General features: G+C 63.9%; 12 protein-coding genes and 1 pseudogene. 5 read left to right on the forward strand and 8 right to left on the reverse strand.

Annotated features, from left to right (window positions below):
• Window positions 1-48 precede the first annotated feature (48 nt).
• The 7 genes and pseudogenes from accC to V1273_RS16575 all read right to left on the reverse strand — a co-directional run bounded on the left by accC (window position 49) and on the right by V1273_RS16575 (window position 6,146).
• A pseudogene (accC, locus tag V1273_RS16545) lies at window positions 49-1,402 on the reverse strand (acetyl-CoA carboxylase biotin carboxylase subunit).
• Window positions 1,403-1,491: 89 nt separating this feature from the next.
• On the reverse strand, window positions 1,492-1,989 hold the full coding sequence (gene accB / locus V1273_RS16550) for an acetyl-CoA carboxylase biotin carboxyl carrier protein (protein WP_334410251.1): 498 nt from the start codon (window positions 1,987-1,989) through the stop codon (window positions 1,492-1,494).
• 87 nt (window positions 1,990-2,076) lie between these two features.
• Entirely contained in the window at window positions 2,077-2,556 is a 480-nt protein-coding gene (gene aroQ, locus V1273_RS16555) for a type II 3-dehydroquinate dehydratase (protein ID WP_334410252.1), read from the reverse strand.
• Between the two features lie 255 nt (window positions 2,557-2,811).
• A complete protein-coding gene (locus tag V1273_RS16560; protein WP_334368731.1) occupies window positions 2,812-3,603 on the reverse strand; it encodes a DUF1236 domain-containing protein in 792 nt (263 codons plus the stop codon).
• Window positions 3,604-3,800: 197 nt separating this feature from the next.
• Entirely contained in the window at window positions 3,801-4,568 is a 768-nt protein-coding gene (locus V1273_RS16565; RefSeq protein WP_334368732.1) for a DsbA family protein, read from the reverse strand.
• 10 nt (window positions 4,569-4,578) lie between these two features.
• Window positions 4,579-4,713 carry a hypothetical protein gene (locus V1273_RS16570; protein ID WP_334410254.1) on the reverse strand — a complete coding sequence of 45 codons (135 nt, stop codon included), beginning with the start codon at window positions 4,711-4,713 and terminating at the stop codon, window positions 4,579-4,581.
• Window positions 4,714-4,742: 29 nt separating this feature from the next.
• Window positions 4,743-6,146: a M48 family metalloprotease gene (locus V1273_RS16575; protein WP_334382344.1), complete on the reverse strand. Its 1,404-nt coding sequence runs from the start codon at window positions 6,144-6,146 to the stop codon at window positions 4,743-4,745.
• A gap of 228 nt (window positions 6,147-6,374) precedes the next feature.
• Between V1273_RS16575 and V1273_RS16580 the strand changes: the two genes are divergently transcribed.
• A complete protein-coding gene (locus V1273_RS16580; RefSeq protein WP_334410255.1) occupies window positions 6,375-7,562 on the forward strand; it encodes a pyridoxal phosphate-dependent aminotransferase in 1,188 nt (395 codons plus the stop codon).
• A 67-nt stretch (window positions 7,563-7,629) separates the two neighbouring features.
• Entirely contained in the window at window positions 7,630-8,232 is a 603-nt protein-coding gene (locus V1273_RS16585) for a biotin transporter BioY (protein WP_334384243.1), read from the forward strand.
• A 67-nt stretch (window positions 8,233-8,299) separates the two neighbouring features.
• Here the strand turns inward: V1273_RS16585 and V1273_RS16590 are convergent, their stop codons facing one another.
• Window positions 8,300-11,410, reverse strand: coding sequence for an Rne/Rng family ribonuclease (locus tag V1273_RS16590; protein ID WP_334382342.1), 3,111 nt, complete (start codon window positions 11,408-11,410; stop codon window positions 8,300-8,302).
• Window positions 11,411-12,134: 724 nt separating this feature from the next.
• Between V1273_RS16590 and V1273_RS16595 the strand changes: the two genes are divergently transcribed.
• From V1273_RS16595 to V1273_RS16605, 3 genes are all read left to right on the forward strand, one after another.
• Entirely contained in the window at window positions 12,135-13,463 is a 1,329-nt protein-coding gene (locus V1273_RS16595; protein WP_334382341.1) for an N-acetylmuramoyl-L-alanine amidase, read from the forward strand.
• A 238-nt stretch (window positions 13,464-13,701) separates the two neighbouring features.
• Window positions 13,702-16,209, forward strand: coding sequence for a penicillin-binding protein 1A (locus V1273_RS16600; protein ID WP_334410257.1), 2,508 nt, complete (start codon window positions 13,702-13,704; stop codon window positions 16,207-16,209).
• A gap of 204 nt (window positions 16,210-16,413) precedes the next feature.
• Entirely contained in the window at window positions 16,414-18,900 is a 2,487-nt protein-coding gene (locus V1273_RS16605) for a penicillin-binding protein 1A (RefSeq protein ID WP_334410258.1), read from the forward strand.
• Window positions 18,901-18,938: the final 38 nt, after the last annotated feature.

Raw genomic sequence — 18,938 nt, forward strand, 5'->3', positions numbered from 1 at the left:
GGTTCCATCGGCCGTCGAAAATTTCAGGCAATCTTCGCGCCCAGAGCTCTAGACGTCCGCGGGTTGGCCGGCGAGGTACTGCTCGAGCCAGTGAATGTGGTAGTCGCCGTTGATGATATCGGCCTCCCGGACCAGTGCCCGGAACAGCGGCAGGGTGGTTTCGATGCCGTCGACCACCATCTCGTCGAGCGCCCGGCGCAGCCGCATCAGGCATTCCGCGCGAGTCTTGCCGTGCACGATCAGCTTGCCGACGAGCGAGTCATAATAGGGCGGAATGACGTAGCCCTGATAGACCGCGGAATCGATCCGCACGCCGAGCCCCCCGGGCGGATGGAATTGCGTGATCTTGCCGGGCGAGGGGCGGAAGGTCTGCGGGTTTTCCGCATTGACGCGGCATTCGATGGCATGCCCGATGATAGCAATCTCTTCCTGCTTCGCGGGCAGGTCGCCACCGGCGGCGATGCGGATTTGCTCCAGCACGAGGTCGATGTCGGTGATGCTCTCGGTGACGGGATGCTCGACCTGGATGCGGGTGTTCATCTCGATGAAATAGAACTCGCCATCCTCATAGAGAAATTCGACGGTGCCGACGCCGAGATATTTCATGTCCCGCATCGCCTTGGCGCAGGTCTCGCCGATCTTGGCGCGGGCGGCGGCGGCGAGAACCGGCGAGGGGCCTTCTTCCCAGACCTTCTGGTGACGGCGCTGCAGCGAGCAATCGCGCTCGCCGAGATGGATCGCGCCGCCGCGGCCGTCACCGAGAATTTGGATCTCGATGTGTCGCGGCTTCTGCAGATATTTTTCGAGATAGACCGAGGCGTCGCCGAATGCGGATTTCGCCTCGTTGGAGGCGGTGGACAGCGCCAGCATCAGGTCGTCGGCGGTGCGCGCTACCTTCATGCCGCGTCCGCCGCCGCCGGCGGCAGCTTTCACCAGCACCGGAAAGCCGATCGCCTTGCCGATCGCCAGCGCGTCGTCGTCCGACGAGACCGCGCCGTCGGAGCCCGGCACCACCGGAATGCCGAGCCGCTTTGCGGTCTTCTTGGCCTCGATCTTGTCGCCCATCAGGCGGATGTGTTCGGCCTTCGGGCCGATGAAATGCAGATTGTGCTCGGCGAGGATTTCGGCGAAGCGGGCGTTCTCGGAAAGAAAGCCGTAGCCGGGATGCACGGCATCCGCGCCCGTTATCTCGCAGGCCGCGAGCAGCGCCGGGACGTTGAGATAGGAGTCCTTGGAAGGCGGCGGCCCGATGCAGACGCTCTCGTCGGCGAGCCGCACGTGCATCGCGTCGGCGTCGGCGGTGGAATGCACGGCAACGGTGGAGATGCCGAGTTCCTTGCAGGGCGCGCAGCACGCGCAGGGCAATTTCGCCGCGATTGGCTATGAGGATCTTGTCGAACATGTTTTTCCAAGCCGCGAGTAGCGAATGGCGAATAGCGAATAGGGAAACACTCTCTTCACCATTCGCTACTCGCTACTCGCCATTCGCCTCTATTCAATGATCACGAGCGGCTCGCCGAATTCGACCGGCTGGCCGTCCTCGACGAGAATTTGCGTCACCGTGCCGGCACGCGGCGACGGGATCTGGTTCATCGTCTTCATCGCTTCGATGATCAGGAGAGTCTGGCCGGCCGAAACCTTGGTGCCGACCTCGATGAACGGCTTGGCGCCGGGCTCAGGCGCCCAATAGGCGGTGCCGACCATCGGCGAGGGGACCACGCCCGGATGCTTGGCCAGGTCGGCAACCGCCGCGCTACCCGCAGCGATGGCTGCCGCCGCGGCCGGCGCCGGCTGGAAGCTCGCCGGCATCGCCGCCGACACGGTGATGTTGCGCGCGACACGCACCCTTAAGCCGGCACGCTCGATCTCGATCTCGGTCAGGCTGGTCTCGTCCAGCAACAGCGCGAGTTCGCGAATGAGCGTGCTGTCGTCGCTCTTGAGATTTGCGGCTGATTTGTCCGCTGATTTGTTGTCGGGCTGGCGGGCCATGCTCTTGATCCGGAATTCTCGATGTGGGTGACGGCTTAAGCGTCAGGTGTCGTTCGACGTCAGATTTTTGAGGTCAGTTTTTTGAAGTCAGTCTTTGGCCTTGGCGCCGAGTTTGGCGGCCAGGCCTGATATTGCGAGCCGGTAGCCGTCGACGCCGAAGCCACAGAGCGATGCAAAGGCGGCCATGGCCGTGAAGGAGTGGTGACGGAAGCTCTCGCGGGCGTGGATGTTGCTGATGTGCACTTCCACCGTCGGGATTTTGACCGCGACCAGCGCGTCGTGCAACGCGATCGAGGTGTGCGAATAACCGCCGGCGTTGATGATGATGCCGGCCGCCTTCTTCGCATGCGCCTCATGGATGAAGTCGATCAACTCGCCCTCGCGGTTGGACTGGCGGCAATCGGCCTTCAAGCCGAATTGTGCCGCTGCTTCGACGCACAGCTTTTCGACGTCGGCGAGCGTCGCGTGGCCATAGGTTTCCGGCTCGCGCGTCCCCAACATGTTGAGGTTCGGGCCGTTGAGCACATAAATCGTCGCGGCAGAGGCTTGGGCGCTTCCTTGGGCCATCCGGATTCCAGCAAAAAGGGGCGGGCGGGTCGCGGGGTTATAGGTAACAACGCGGCCAAGGGGAAGCCTTTAGGCCGTCCTGGGAGCCTTTCAAGGGCCTTACCCTGTTCATAAAAAGGCGGATATAACCCGCTGAATTTATTCATTAACCAATGGAGTGAATCGGTTGCCTGGTCTGCTGCGGCTTGGTCATGCTCTTGATCAGCGAAAAGGGCGGGCATTGCTGCCCGCCCTTGTCCTTGCGAAAGGCCGCTGTCAGGCGTCCAGAATCGCCACGATCTCGTAGGTGTTCGGATCGACGATCACGATCTGCTCCCTGACGAGGATGTACTTATACCTGCGCCATTCCGGATAGATCGTCACCACGCGCGCGGGCAGCGTGTGGAAGGTCACGTCGCGCGGGATGCGGGTGCCGACCGAAACCGAGAAGTTCACGTTCGTCACCGGCTGAACGCGTGTCTCCTTGATCACGTTGGTGATCTGGGTGCGCTGCTCGGTCGAGAGCTTGGCGCCCGCGCCGGCCTGACCTGTTGTGGTCGTTTCGCCCGCGGCTCCGCCCTGGGTCTGGGTCTGCGTGCGGTCGCGGTCCTGCTGGCCTTGGACCTTCTGGTCACGCTGCATTTGGTCACGGCCCTGCGTCGTGGTCCGGTCGCGGTCACGCTGGGTCGTGCCCTGTTCACGCTGCATGCCTTGGCCCGTCGTCTGGCCCTTGTCGCCCTTCATGCTGCCGCGGTCCTCTTTGCCCTCGGCCTTCATGTCCTTGCCGCCCTTCATGCGGTCTTCGCTGCGTTGGGCCTTTTCACCGCCCATCGACTTCTGCTCGGACTGTCCCATGCCGGTGGTGCCGCGGGGTTCGCGCTGCTGCATCGTGCCGGCACCGCCCCGCTCGGAAGCGGCACCGCCCCGCTCAGAAGGCGCGCCCTGCTGCGCCGCAGAACCGGCCGACCCCGCGTCGCCGCGTCCCATGCCGGTGCCTTGAGCATTCGCAAAGCCGGTTCCGGCGATCAGGGCCGCTGCCGCGACCGTCATCAGAAAGCGATTACTCATTCGAATGTCTCCTCACGTTTCTGCATTGCCCGCGCCGACAACGAAAGGAATTAGCTGATGTTCCTGATACTTGCCGGTTCCGCCGGCTTTGTTTTGTGAACGCGGGATGAACCGCTGCGCCACATAGTGCTGCAACGAAAACGAAAAGGCCGGCTGTCGAGCCGGCCTTTTACGCCATGCGCGAAGGAAGCGTCGCCTCAGCAGGTCGCCTTGCCGCAGCGGGCGTTGCTGATCTTTTCGCGTAAGGCCTCGACGCCGACCGCGCCGATCACGACCTGCTTGCCGATCACGTAGCTGGGCGTGCCGTTCATGCCCATGGCCTCGGCGAGCTTGAAGTTTTCCTCGAGCGTGCTGCGCACCTCCGTGCTGTTCAGATCCTTCTCCAGCTTCGCCATGTCGAGGCCGACTTCCTTGGCAACGGCCATCGCGCGTGCCTTGTCGGCGGCGCCCCGGCCGGTGAGCAGCTTCTGATGGAAGTCGAGATATTTCTTGCCGGTCGGATCCTGCATGCGCACGGCGACGCCGACCTGAGCAGCTTCGACCGAGCCCGCGCTCAGCACCGGAAATTCCTTGAGTACGACCTTGAGCTTCGGGTCGCTCTTCATCAGCTCCATCATGTCCATCATCGCGCGTTTGCAATAGCCGCAATTGTAATCGAAGAACTCGACGAAGGCGACGTCGCCATCCTTGTTGCCGAGCGTGACGTTGCGCGGCGAGTTGAAGATCGCGTCCGCATTCTTGGCGACGCCGGCTTCGTGCTTGGCGGCTTCGGCTGCGGCCTGACGCTTGCTGAGTTCTGTCATCGCCTCTTCGAGCACCTCGGGATGCGCGATCAGGTAATTGCGGATGATGGCCTCGATGTCGCCGCGCTGGGTGTCGGTAAAACTCTGCGCGGAGGCGGACAGCGGCGCGCCGCAGAGCGCCAAAGCGAACAGTGCGGGGATGAGAAGACGGAACGAGGGCATCGGTAAATCCTTATGCGGCGAGTTCCCGGGCAATTCTGCTGAAGGCCGGCTCCTCGAGAATATCTTGGTTCGGGTTGGCCAAATCCTTGATAGCGAAGTCCTTGATGATAGCGAAGTCCTTGATGATCAAGTCTTTGGTGACCAAGTCCGATTATAGCCGAATGCGGCTTAATTCTAGTTGCCCTTCTGGCCGGGCAGCGGCTTGGTGTTCACGATGTCGTCAGCCTTGACCCATCCCGGCGTCCCGATCGCGAAGCGTGTTTTTGCCCGTGAGGCGAGATCGCGCGCCGTCTTGCTGTCGCCGCGCAGGTAGGCGGCCTGGGCCGACGCCAGATCGGCCTGCGCATAATCTCCTTTTCGGCCATAGGCCATCGCAAGCTGCATATAGCCGATCGGTGCCTCGCTCTCGCGCGCTACCGCCGCGCGCAGGATGGCAATCGCCTCGTCGGTGTAGGCGTTGTTGCCGGTTGCCACGAGGGCCTGCCCAAGCAGCATCTCGATGAGTGGCGAGTTGTTGGAAAGTGCTACGGCCTTGCGAAGCGGCGCGATAGCCTCCTGCGGCTTGCCGCCCTCCAGCAGCGCCTGGCCGCGCACCTCGTGGAAATAGGGATTGTTGGGCTGCTGCTGAATCAGCGCGTCGATCTGTGCGAGCGCGCTGCGCAGGTCGCCGTGCCGATAAGTCGCGATCGCATGGGCGTAGCGCGCAGGCAGGCTGTTGTTGGACAATGGATAGCGCCGGTACACAGTATCCTGCCGCTCCATGAAGGCCGAGATCTTGGCGCGCACCATGTCGTGGCGCAGTTGCAGGGCTGGGTCGTCCTTTTTGTCCCAGTAAGGGCTCGACCGTGCCAGCTCTTCCAGCGCGGCGACGCGCTGGGCCGGCATCGGATGCGACTGAACGTAAGGATCTGAGCCGCGCGCGGCAAACAGGCTCTCGTCGGTGAAGCGTTTGAAGGTCTCGTGCATGCCCCTGGCGGACTGGCCTGTGGCGGTCAGAAACTTCACGCCGGCCTTGTCGGCGTTCTCCTCTTGCTGACGTACATAGGAGAGCAGGTTGCGGCGGATCATTTCTCCCGGCGCGGAAAACATCGCCGCGCCGGCGTTGGCCAACCCGCTGTTGCTGCCGCCTTGCGCGCCCGCGACCATCGCGCCGGCGCCAAGCAGCATGGCGATGATCATCTGCGTCTGGGCCCGCGCCATCTCCTCGCGCATCTTGGCGAGATGGCCGCCGGCAAGATGGCCGGTTTCGTGCGCCATCACGCCGATGATCTGATTCGGCGTCTCCGACTGCATGATCGCGCCGTAGTTCACGAAGATGCGTCGGCCGTCGGCAACGAAGGCGTTGAAGACGCCCTGGTTGATGATCACCATCTGGATGTTCTGCTTTTCCAGACCGGCGGCGCGCAGGATCGGGCGCGTATATTCGCGCAGCAATTGTTCCGTCTCGGTGTCGCGGAGCACCGGTGGGCCCCTGTTCTCCTGCGCCAGCGCAGCCATCGGCGCGACGGCAAGGGCGACCGCAGTCGTCAACGTGGTCAAATTCAGTGATTTCTTGCGTAGGGCGATGCGGAGCAGCATGAGCGGTCTTTGGCGATTGGCGGTGCATCCGGATTTGCCCGGACGCCGGTTCGGTTTCCGATTGGATCAGAAACGGGTCCCAGTTTGTTGTTTCAACGCGTTTCTTCACCGAGCCGGTATCACTTCGCTTGAAAACGCTATAACAAGCCATCGAATACGGCCAGTCTGGGGCGCTTACCGGCTCGGGAACCCGAATTCGGAACGGCGCCCGTGCAATAGCAGAGATCGATGCTGGAATCGACACTTAGAGACCGCGCGACAGCGCTGCTGACCCCCTCGGAGCGGAGCGACGTTCCGCCCTTCATGGTGATGGACGTGATGGCGGCTGCAGCGCGCATTGAGGCGGCCGGCGGCCATGTCATTCACATGGAAGTGGGGCAACCGGCGGCGCCCGCGCCCAGAACCGCGATCGCGGCCGCGCACGCGGCGCTCGATGAGGCGCGGATCGACTACACCTCCGCACTCGGCATGCCCACGCTGCGTGCGCGGATTGCCAGGCACTACCGCGACACTTACGGCTGCGCGGTCGACACCGACCGCATCGTGATCACGACCGGCTCGTCCGGTGGATTCATTCTGGCGTTCCTGTCGATGTTCGAGCCGGGGGATCGCGTGGCGGTCACGGTGCCGGGTTATCCACCCTACCGGCATATTCTGACCGCGCTCGGTTGCGAGCCGGTGCTGATCGAGACCTCGAGCGCGACGCGCCATGCGCTGACAGGAGAGGCGTTGCTGGCGGCGCACTGCAAGGCGCCGCTGAAGGGGGTGCTGGTCGGCAGCCCAGCCAATCCGACGGGAACGATGATGTCGCGCGAAGCGCTCACCGGCCTGATCAACGCGGCAGAAGGCGCGGGCATCCGCTTCATTTCCGACGAGATCTATCATGGGCTCGACTATGCGTTTCCGGCGGTGACGGCGGCGGAGCTTTCGCCGCATGCGCTCGTGATCAATTCGTTCTCGAAATATTTCTGCATGACCGGCTGGCGGGTCGGCTGGATGGTGGTGCCGGAGGCTCTGGTGCGCCCGATCGAGCGGTTGCAGCAGAACCTGTCGATCTCGGTGCCGACGCTGTCGCAGATCGCGGCCGAAGCGGCATTCGAAGGCCGCGAAGAGATGGAGGCGATCAAGCGCGGCTACCAGGAGAACCGCGGCATCCTGATCGAGGGATTGCCGAAGGCCGGTCTCACCAAGTTCCTGCCGGCCGATGGCGCGTTCTACCTCTACGCCGATGTTTCGGATTTCACGTCCGACAGTTTCGAGTTTGCCGGCCGCATCTTGGAGAAGGCGCACGTGGCGGCGACGCCGGGCGTCGATTTCGATCCGATCCACGGCCGCAGCTTCATTCGCTTCTCCTATGCGCGCTCGGCCGACGAGATGCGCGAAGCGGTGACGCGCATCGCGCGTTGGCTGCGATAATACCTCCGGCCTGTCGCACACTTCATCCGCACCTATAACCAACCGGGAGCTATCCGTGTCCAGAACCATGACTGAAACCGTCGCGCCATCGCATTTCCCGCTCGCCGCGCTGCTATGGCCGCATCGCGCCGATGGATCGTCGGGCCTGTTGCGCAGCGTGATCCTGGTCGCGCTGGGAACGGCGCTGCTGACCTTGTCGGCGAAGGTCAATTTGCCGTTGCCCTACGTGCCGATGACGCTGCAGACGCTGGTCGTGCTGGTGATCGGCGCAGCCTATGGCTGGCGGCTCGGCAGCGCTACACTCGTGGCCTATCTGGCGGAGGGGGCGATCGGATTTCCGGTATTCGCAGGCCCGGTCGGCGGCCTCGCACCGTTCGTCGGTCCGACGGCCGGATATCTCGTCGGCTTCGTAGCAGCGGCCTTCGTGACGGGATGGTTGAGCGAGCGCGGCTGGGACCGATCGGTGCTCCGGTTATTCGTGGCGATGGCGTTCGGGCACGTTCTCATTCTTGCCGCCGGATTTGGTTGGCTTGCGTTCGGCATGAAGCTCGGCGTCGAAAAGGCGTGGCTGGTCGGCATTGTGCCATTCATCGCGGCATCGCTGATCAAGAACGCGCTCGGCGCGGCGCTCGTGCCGGCCACCCGGCGGATGTTCGACGCGCGCGGTTAAGCCATCGCGTCAGACAATAAAAACCGCCCGGTTTTCGCCGGGCGGTTTTCTTTTTGGGTTCGATTCCTTACTCGCCGCTGCCGAAGCGCCGTGACCACCAGCCTGCCTTGCGTGGCGCGGTTTCGCCCGATGAGGCCGGCGCAGGTTCGGCTGGAGCGGGCGCGGGCTGCGCGCTCGGCTCTGGCGCGTTCTGGCTAAAGGCGGGCGCCGATTCGGCCGGAGCGCTGGTCACGAAGCTGACTTTCTCGCGCACGGTCGAGCGCCGCCGCGCCGCGGCGCGCTCGGCTTCTTGCCTGGTTTCCTCGGCGGTTGGCGCCGGCGCACTCGCAACCGGCTCCGGCTGGGCATCGGCAGCAGGCTGCATCTCCGCCGGCGGCGAAACCGGTTCGGGCTGGGCGTCGGCCTGCACCAGTGATGGCGCGGGCTCGGACGAGGCGCCCTCGAAATCGGCAACCGCGCTGGTCGCCTCCGGAACTGGGGGCGGCTCGAGTTCGTCTGCGATCGACCCGGCAAGACCATCTTCCAGTCCGGTACCGCGCCGGCGGCGTCCGCCGCGACGGCCGCGGCGGCGCGGGCGCCGCTCGCCACTGGCAAGTTGATCGCCACGGACCGTGCCGGCCTGTTCGTCGCCTTCGTCCTCGTCGGCTTCGCCGTCCTCGGCGATCGCGCCTTCGATGGTCTCGCTTGCGACGCGCATCGCGTCACCGTCCTCGCGCGGGGCACCACTTTCACGCGGCTCGCCACGGCCGCGCCGGCGCCGGCGCCGCTTGCGGCGGTGACCGTCTCCTTCGCCTTCGCCCGCCGCTGTCTCGGCGGCATCGTCGGTCAGCCCTTCGGTCTCCTCGGTTTCGATCTCGGACTCGGTCTCGATGTCGAACGCCTCGTCGTCGTCATAAGCTTCCTCGACCTGCGGCGGGAAGGCGGCAGCCTGCGCTGCCAGCAACGCCTTGGCGGCTTCCAGCGTGTGGACCTGCTCGCCGCGGTCTATGACGTATGATTGCTGGCCGCTCACGGTGGCGTCGGCGACGACGGCGAGCGTGACCTTGAAGGCGTTTTCGAGATCGCGCAGGTGGCCGCGCTTGTGGTTGAGCACATAGAGCGCCACGTCGGTGCGGGTGCGCACCACCAGATTGTGGGTCGCGCCCTTCATCAGGATTTCCTCGATGCCGCGCAGCAATTGCAGCGCGACCGAGGAGACCGAGCGCACATGGCCACTGCCGCCGCATTGCGGGCAGGGCTCGGTCGAGCTTTCCAGCACGCTGGCACGGATGCGCTGGCGCGACATTTCCAGAAGACCGAAATGCGAGATGCGTCCGACCTGGATGCGCGCGCGATCCTGCCGCAGGCAGTCGGAGAGCTTGCGCTCGACCGCGCGGTTGTTGCGCTTCTCGTCCATGTCGATGAAGTCGATGACGATCAGGCCGGCGAGATCGCGCAGACGCAACTGCCGCGCCACTTCCTCGGCCGCCTCGAGATTGGTCTTGAGCGCGGTATCCTCGATGTGATGTTCGCGGGTCGAGCGGCCGGAGTTGACGTCGATCGAAACCAGCGCCTCGGTCTGGTTGATGACGATGTAGCCGCCGGAGCGTAGCTGCACGGTCGGCGAGAACATCGCGTCCAACTGGCTCTCGACACCCATCCGTGAGAACAGCGGCTGGCCATCGCGATACTGCTTCACCGCCCGCACGTTCGAGGGCATCAGCATCTTCATGAAGTCGCGCGCTTCCTGGTATCCGGACTCGCCGGCGACCTGGATCTCGTCGATTTCCTTGTTGTAGAGGTCGCGCAGGGAGCGCTTGATCAGCGAGCCTTCCTCGTAGACGAGGGTAGGGGCCTGCGACTTCAGCGTCATGTCGCGCACGGTCTCCCACATCCGGATCAGATATTCGAAGTCGCGCTTGATCTCGGGCTTGGTCCGCGAGGCGCCGGCCGTGCGCAGGATGATCCCCATGCCCTCGGGCACGTCGAGGTCCTGCACCACTTCCTTCAGCCGCGAACGGTCCTGGGCCGAGGTGATCTTGCGGCTGATGCCGCCGCCGCGGGCGGTATTGGGCATCAGGACGGCATAGCGGCCGGCCAGCGAGAGGTAGGTCGTCAACGCCGCGCCCTTGTTGCCGCGCTCTTCCTTGACCACCTGAACCAGCATCACCTGGCGGCGCTTGATGACTTCCTGAATCTTGTACTGGCGGCGTGGCCGGAACGGGCGCTCCGGAACTTCCTCCAGCACGTCGTCGCCACCGACGGATTCGACGACTTCCTCTTCGGCGTCCTCGCCATCATCCTCATCGTCATGGCCGTCATCGGCTTCCAGAGCCGCGGCGGGTTCGTCGGGAGGGGGAGTATAATCGCCGACGTGCTCGACGTGCGGCACGTCGTCGGCATGGGCGGCGTTTTCCTGCGCGCGCTCCTCGTCATGACGGTGGTCATGGCCGTCCTCGGCCTGCACCTCGGCAGCTTCGACCGAAGCAGGGGCAGGCGCATCGGATTGCACCTCCGCGGCCGGCGCTTCGCTCGCGGCGCGAGCCTGTTCGGGCTCGTCGTGATCATGTGCGGGGCGGTCGCCATCATGCGCCCGCTCGTCACCATGCGCCTCATGGTCGTGCGCATCACGATCGTGAGAAGCCGCTTCGGCGTGATGTTCGGCGTCATGGGCCGGCGTATCGCCGGCCTGCTGCGCGGCCTCAGGCTCGTGCAGATGTTCCTGAAAATCCTGATCTTGAAAATTTTCTTGGCGCTCATAGGGCTGGGTGGCCTGCGAGGGATCCTCGCTGGTACCCTCGACCACGTCGCTCTGGACGCGGTCGCCATGGCCGCGGCGGCGCGCATTGCGGTGGCGCGAGCGGCGGCGATGGCTGGAGCGGTTCTCGCTCTCTTCCTCGGCCTCGCGATGGGCGCGCTCGTCGGCCTCGATCAACGCCTGACGGTCGGCGACCGGGATCTGGTAGTAATCCGGGTGAATTTCGCTGAACGCCAGGAAGCCATGGCGGTTGCCGCCATATTCGATGAACGCCGCCTGCAGCGACGGTTCTACGCGCGTGACCTTGGCGAGATAGATATTGCCGCGGAGTTGCTTGCGCTGGGCGGTCTCGAAATCAAATTCTTCGACGCGGTTGCCGCGGACCACAACGACCCGGGTCTCTTCCGGGTGGGTGGCGTCGATCAACATCTTGTTGGGCATTTTGGAACTCTTGACGGGGGCGGGCGCGGTGCATGGCGCGCGCAAATTGCGCGGCCCGGTGACGCGACGGTCCACCTGATTCGGGGGTGAGGGGAAGGCCAAAACGCACTTCTTGGCGCCGCGCCGAACGGGGGCCCACCAGAGCGATACGACGCGCGAAGCTTCCGCCTCGCGTCGTTGCGATCGTTCCGTGGATCTTGGTCGGCAACACAGTCTGGCGCATCAAGCGTCGGCCCGTCTGAACATGTTGGCGGAAAGGGATACCGCCGCATTTATCGCTGAAGGCCCGGTTCGGCGCCTAAACGCCCGCCGGCCATCGCATATCGGACCGATAGGGTCCGGATAATCAGTTTTGCCGTGTCTTAAACCGCCCCTGGAAAAAGTACCTGGGACCGGACGCCGCTCGGGCTCGAAACCGCCGCTCCGTGTCAGCCGCGCGCGGCGCTGGCTGTGGAGGGATCGGGAAAGACGCAGGTTCCTCCGGGCTTCGGAGGTTCCGGCGCTGCACCGGGAGGCTGAACGCGACACAACCGGGAGTATTAGCCGTCAGCACCTCGTACATACGTGGATCGGGGGCTCCGTGCAAGGGAAGCGCAAGGGAACCCGCCGCCGGGCGTCGCTGCACGGCAACACTTGCTGTTTTTTCGGTGATCAAATGTTAAGGCCCAATTAACCCTGCGGTTCTAATGCGGTAAGGGAAGGCTCCTCCGGAGGCACCGAATCGTTGGCGAGCCGCGCAAATCACCTTGTTTTGCTGGGATGTGGGCTATTGTGCACCGCAGCATTGCTGTGCACCCAGATGATTGGCTCCTGCGCGGCCCAGGGAGGAGCTTCTCAACCGCCGGCTTCCGTCGCCGCCGTCCCCGGCCCGGCGGCCGTGTCGAATTTCCCGATCGCGTCCGATGCCCGGCTGGCTGGCGATGCCAGGCAGACCCGTTTCATCCTCGATCTGGACAAGCCGGTGCAGTTTCGCGCCTTTGCGCTGGCGGACCCTTATCGCGTGGTCGTCGATCTTCCCCAGGTCAGCTTCAACCTTCCCGCCGGGATCGGAGCCGGGGGACGGGGGCTGGTCAAGGCGTTCCGTTATGGTCTCGTCATGCCCGGCGGATCACGGATCGTGTTCGACCTGACGGGGCCGACCAAGATCGCCAAATCCTATGTACTGGAAGCGGCCAACGGCCAACCGCCGCGGCTGGTGCTCGAATTCGAACAGGTGGACCGCACCGCCTTTGTCCAGTCGCTGCCGCCGGAAAGCCGCCCCGAACTGCGGCCCGCGATCGCCGAAGCCAACGCCACCGCTCAACCGGATTCGCCAATCGCCCAGCCGCCGCAAGCGCCCGACAAGCGGCCGGTGATCGTGATCGATCCCGGTCATGGCGGTGTCGACAACGGTACCCAGGCCGGCGGCGGCGATATCATGGAAAAGAACTTGGTGCTGACCTTCGGCCTGGCGCTGCGCGACCGGATCGAGAAATCGGGCAAGTATCGCGTCGTCATGACCCGGACGGACGACACTTTCATACCGCTTGGCGACCGCGTGAAGGTCGCGCGCAACGAGGCGGCGGCACTGTTCGTCTCGATCCATGCTGACGCTTTGCCGCGCGGCGAGGGCGACGCCCATGGCGCCACCATCTACACGCTTTCCGATAAGGCCTCCGACTCCGAAGCCGAGCGGCTGGCCGATACCGAAAATAAGTCGGACGCTATTGGCGGCGTAAACCTCGTCGACGAGCCGACCGAAGTCGCCGACATCCTGATCGACCTGGTGCAGCGGGAGACCAAAACCTTTTCAAACCGGTTTGCACGGATCCTGATGAGTGAAATGAAGAATACCGTGCGGATGCACAAGCATCCGTTGAAATCGGCCGGTTTCCGGGTTCTGAAGGCCCCGGACGTGCCGTCGGTGCTGGTCGAGCTCGGCTATGTCTCGAACAGGGGCGACCTCGAGCTTCTGGTATCGGAAACTTGGCGGAACAAGACGGTCGGCGCGATGGCGCAGGCAATTGATGCGTTTCTGGCCAAACGGCTGGCAACTGCCGGACCGGCCAAGTGAAAAGCCCGGTACGCGTGGCGTAAGGGTGGATTGAAAAGGGGCCGTCCGATGGACCAAGCCCTAGTTTGGCCACAGCGGCAACGGTATAGAAAACGGACTGCTGGTCTTCGGAATCGGTCAATATTGTCCGCCGGACCTTTTATTGTTCGACCGCGTAGCGGCAACCCGTCCGGCGGGATTGCCGTATCTGGATAGGCGCCGCGATGACGGCGCACAGGGTTGGAACGGAACTTCGATAATGCGCTTGCTGGTCCGGTTTTTGGGTTTCCTGTTTGCGGCCGGCACCGTGGTGTTCCTGGTCGGCGTGGCCGGCGTCGCGGGTGCGATCTGGCATTTCTCCAAGGACTTGCCCGACTATTCGCAGCTTCAGGATTACGAGCCGCCAGTGATGACGCGCGTGCACGCGTCTGACGGCGCGCTGCTCGGCGAATATTCCAAGGAGCGCCGGCTCTATCTGCCGATCCAGGCGGTGCCAAAACTCGTCATCAACGCGTTCCTCGCGGCCGAAGACAAGAATTTTTACGAGCATGGCGGCATCGACTTCACCGGCATGGCGCGCGCGGCCGTGCTCTATGCGCAGAATTTCGGCTCCAACAAGCGTCCGCAGGGCGCGTCGACGATCACCCAGCAGGTCGCCAAAAACTTCCTCCTGACCAACGAGGTCTCCTTCACCCGCAAGATCAAGGAAGCCTTGCTGGCGATGCGCATCGAGCGCGCCTACTCCAAGGACCGCATCCTCGAGCTCTATCTCAATGAAATCTATCTCGGCCTTGGCGCCTACGGCATCGCGGCGGCGTCGCTGGTCTATTTCGATAAATCGGTGAATGAGCTGACGGTTGCGGAAGCCTCCTATCTGGCGGCGTTGCCGAAAGCGCCAGCGGCGCTGCACCCGGTGCGTAACCGCGATCGCGCGGTGGAGCGGCGCAATTACGTGATCGACCGCCTCGTGGAAAACGGCTGGATCAAACAGGCCGACGCCGACAAGTCCCGCAAGGAACAGCTCAACGTCACCAGCCGCGGCAACGGCGCGCATATCTTCGCCGGCGAATATTTCGCCGAGGAAGTCCGGCGCGACATCTTCGAGCGTTACGGCGAAAAGAAGCTGTACGAAGGCGGCCTGTCGGTCCGCGCCACGCTCGATCCGAAAATGCAGGTGATGGCGCGCAAGACCATGGTCGCCGGTCTGGTCCGGTATGACGAGGCCAGCGGCTGGCGCGGCGCGGCCTCCAAACTCGATGTTTCCGGCGACTGGGGCGTGAAACTCGCCGATGTCAAATCGCTTTCCGATATCTCGCCCTGGCGTATGGCCGTGGTGCTGGAGACATCCGACCAGTCGGCGCGGATCGGTTTCCAACCGGGCCGCGAACTCGGTGGCGCCGTCAGCAAGCAGCGGCAGACCGGCATCATCACGCTCGATGGCGTGCGCTGGGCCAAGGCTGCATCCGGACCCGCCAAGGGCAGGACGCCGAGCTCCGTGGCGCAGGTGCTGTCGCCGGGCGACGTGATCTATGCCGACCCGCTGTTCGACAAGGAGGGCAAACCGGTCGAGGGCCAATACCGGCTGCGCCAGTTGCCGGAAGTGTCCGGCGCGTTGGTCGCCATGGATCCGTGGACCGGCCGCGTGCTGGCGATGGTGGGCGGCTTCTCGTTCGACCAGAGCCAGTTCAACCGCGCGACACAAGCCTATCGACAGCCGGGTTCGTCGTTCAAACCGCTGGTCTATTCGGCGGCAATGGACAACGGCTATACGCCGTCGACCGTCGTGGTCGACGCGCCCATTGAAATCGACCAGGGGCAGGGCGCCGGCGTATGGCGCCCGGAGAACTATTCGTCCGGCAAATACGGCGGGCCGACGACGCTGCGCAACGCGCTCCGGCAATCGCTGAATACGGTGACCGTGCGGCTCGCGCAGGACATCGGCATGCCCTTGATCGGCGAATATTCGCGGCGCTTCGGCGTGTATGACGAATTGCCGAATTACCTGTCCTATGCGCTCGGCGCGGGTGAAACCACGGTCATGCGCATGGTCACGGCCTATTCCATGTTCGCCAATGGCGGCCGCCGCGTGAAGCCGACCCTGATCGATCGCATCCAGGACCGCTACGGCCGCACCATCTTCAAGCATGACGCCCGCGAATGCCGCGGCTGCGACGCGCCGAGCGGCTGGAAGAACCAGGCCGAGCCGCAACTGGTGGATCGCCGCGAACAAGTGCTGGACCCTATGACGGCCTACCAGATCACCTCGATGATGGAATATGTGGTGCAGGCCGGCACCGCGACGGTGGTCAAGGAAGTCGGTAAGCCCATTGCCGGCAAGACCGGCACCACCAACGATGAAAAAGACGCGTGGTTCATCGGCTTTTCGCCGGACCTCGTGGTCGGCATCTATGTCGGCTTCGACAAGCCGCGCAATCTCGGCCGCGGCATGACCGGCGGTCATCTCGCCGCGCCGATCGCCAAGGATTTCCTCAAGCTCGCGCTTGCCGACAAGCCGGCGGTCCCGTTCAAGGTGCCCGCGGGCATCAAGCTGGTTCGCGTCGATGCCAAGAGCGGCATGCGCGTCGGTCCGGGCGAGGGCGGCCGCACCATCCTCGAAGCGTTCAAGCCGGGTACCGCGCCGCCGGACAATTACTCGGTTATCGGTGTTGCCGACATGGACGGCCGGGCGCCGCAGGGATACCCGCAAGGCTACCAGCCTGATGCTGCGGGCAACATCATGCGGCCCGGCACCGGCGGGCTTTATTGATCCGGGCGAACCGTCGGCAATCTCAGGATGTATCCTTGGACATTGCGTGATACACGCGTCTGGACCCGGGTGGGTCCCGATAGTTGGTATCGCGGCAGAGCGAAATGCCCGAGGTCGAGATAGGCGTCCGAGGATAGCGCAAAGCCTTCGCACGAGGGCCAACGCTGGCTGTCGCGGTGCAAGGGTTGGAATGGAATTTCGGTAATGCGCTTGCTGGTGCGGTTTGTGGGTTTTCTGTTTACTGCCGGCACCGTGGTGTTTCTGGTCGGTGTCGCAGGCGTTGCAGGCGCAATCTGGCATTTCTCCAGGGACTTGCCCGACTATTCGCAGCTTCAGGATTACGAGCCGCCGGTGATGACGCGCATCCATGCGTCGGACGGCGCGCTGCTTGGAGAATACGCCAAGGAACGGCGTCTCTATTTGCCGATCCAGGCGATGCCTAAACTCGTCACCAACGCCTTCCTCGCGGCCGAGGACAAGAATTTTTACGAGCATGGCGGCATCGACTTCACCGGCATGGCGCGCGCGGCCGTGGCGTATGTGCAGAACTTCGGCTCCAACAAGCGTCCGCAGGGTGCGTCGACGATCACCCAGCAGGTCGCGAAGAACTTTCTTCTGACCAACGAGGTCTCCTTCACCCGCAAGATCAAGGAAGCCTTGCTGGCGATGCGCATCGAGCGGGCGTATTCGAAGGACCGCATCCTCGAGCTCTATCTCAACGAAATCTATCTCGGCCTCGGCGCCTACGGCATCGCGGCAGCGTCGCTGGTCTATTTCGACAAATCGGTGAACGAGCTGACGGTTGCGGAAGCGGCGTATCTTGCAGCGCTTCCGAAGGCACCCGGCACCTTGCATCCGGTGCGCAACCGCGACCGGTCGATCGAGCGGCGCAATTATGTGATCGATCGCCTCGTGGAAAACGGCTGGATCAAGCAGGCCGACGCCGACAAGGCCCGCAAGGAACCGCTGGTCGTGGCCAGCCGGTCCAACGCCGCGCATACTTTTGCCGGCGAATATTTTGCCGAGGAAGTCCGGCGCGACATCTTCGAGCGCTACGGCGAAAAGAAACTCTATGAAGGCGGCCTGTCGGTCCGCGCCACGCTCGATCCGAGGCTGCAGGTGATGGCGCGCAAAGCGATGGCCGCCGGTCTCGTGAACTTCGACGAGGCCCAGGGTTGGCGCGGAGCTGTGAGCAAGCTCGACATCTCCGGCGACTGGGGCGTGAAACTCGCCGACGTCAAATCGCTCTCTGACATCTCGCCCTGGCGGATGGCCGTGGTGCTGGAGACGTCCGATCAGTCGGCGCGGATCGGTTTCCAGCCCGGCCGCGAACTGGGCGGCGCCATCTCCAAGGACCGGCAAACCGGCCTCATCACGCTGGAAGGTATCAGGTGGGCGAAGGCGGCTTCCGCGCCGGCGCGCGGCAAGACGCAGGCATCGGTCTCGCAAATTTTGTCGCCGGGCGACGTGATCTATGCCGACCCGCTGTTCGACAAGGAGGGTAAGCCGGTCGAAGGCCAGTATCGCCTGCGGCAATTGCCTGAAGTGTCCGGCGCCATGGTCGCGATGGATCCCTGGACCGGGCGCGTGCTCGCGATGGTGGGTGGGTTCTCGTTCGACCAAAGCCAGTTCAATCGCGCGACGCAGGCCTATCGGCAGCCGGGGTCGACGTTCAAGCCGCTGGTCTATTCGGCGGCAATGGACAATGGGTATACGCCATCGACCATCATGGTCGACGGGCCGATCGAGATCGATCAGGGGCCGGGCGCCGGCGTCTGGCGCCCGGAGAATTTTTCGGTCGGCAGTTACCGTGGCCCCATTACCCTGCGTGAAGCCCTCAAATGGTCGGTCAACACCGTGACGGTGCGGTTGGCGCAGGACGTTGGCATGCCCTTGATCGGTGAATATGCCAAACGTTTCGGCGTCTATGATGAATTGCCGAACTATCTTTCCTATTCGCTCGGCGCCGGTGAAACCACAGTGATGCGGATGGTCACGGCCTATTCGATGCTCGCCAATGGCGGTCGTCGCGTGAAGCCGACCTTGATCGACCGCATCCAGGACCGTTATGGCCGCACCATCTTCAAGCATGACGCGCGCGAGTGCCGCGGCTGCGATGCGCCCGGCGGCTGGAAAAACCAACCTGAGCCGCAACTGGTGGATCGCCGCGAGTTCGTGCTCGATCCGATGACGGCCTACCAGATCACCTCGATGATGGAAGGGGTGGTGCAGGGCGGCACAGCATCGGTGCTGCGGCAGGTGGGCAAGCCGATCGCGGGCAAAACCGGCACCACCTCTGACGGAAAAGACGTCTGGTTCATCGGCTTTTCGCCTGATCTCGTCGTCGGTCTCTATCTTGGCTATGACAAGCCCCGCAGTCTGGGCAGAGCCGCGCAAGGCGGCCATACCGCCGCTCCGATCGTCAAGGATTTCATGAAGCTTGCGCTCGCCGACAAGCCGGCGGTCCCGTTCAAGGTGCCTCCCGGCATCAGGCTGGTGCGCGTCGATGCCAAGAGCGGGATGCGTCCCAATCCGGGCGAGGGCGGCCGCACCATCCTGGAAGCGTTCAAGCCGGGCACCGCGCCGCCGGATAGTTACGCCGTCGTCGGCGTGGTCGACGACGGACGGGTGCCGATGCAGCCGGGAATCCCGCCTGACGCCAATGTCATGCGCCCCGGCGGGCTGTATTAGCCCTCCGGCATCAAACAAAACCGAGTTCACCGGCCTGA

This window comes from Bradyrhizobium sp. AZCC 1721, assembly GCF_036924715.1.
In the GTDB taxonomy this organism is placed as follows: Bacteria; Pseudomonadota; Alphaproteobacteria; order Rhizobiales; family Xanthobacteraceae; genus Bradyrhizobium.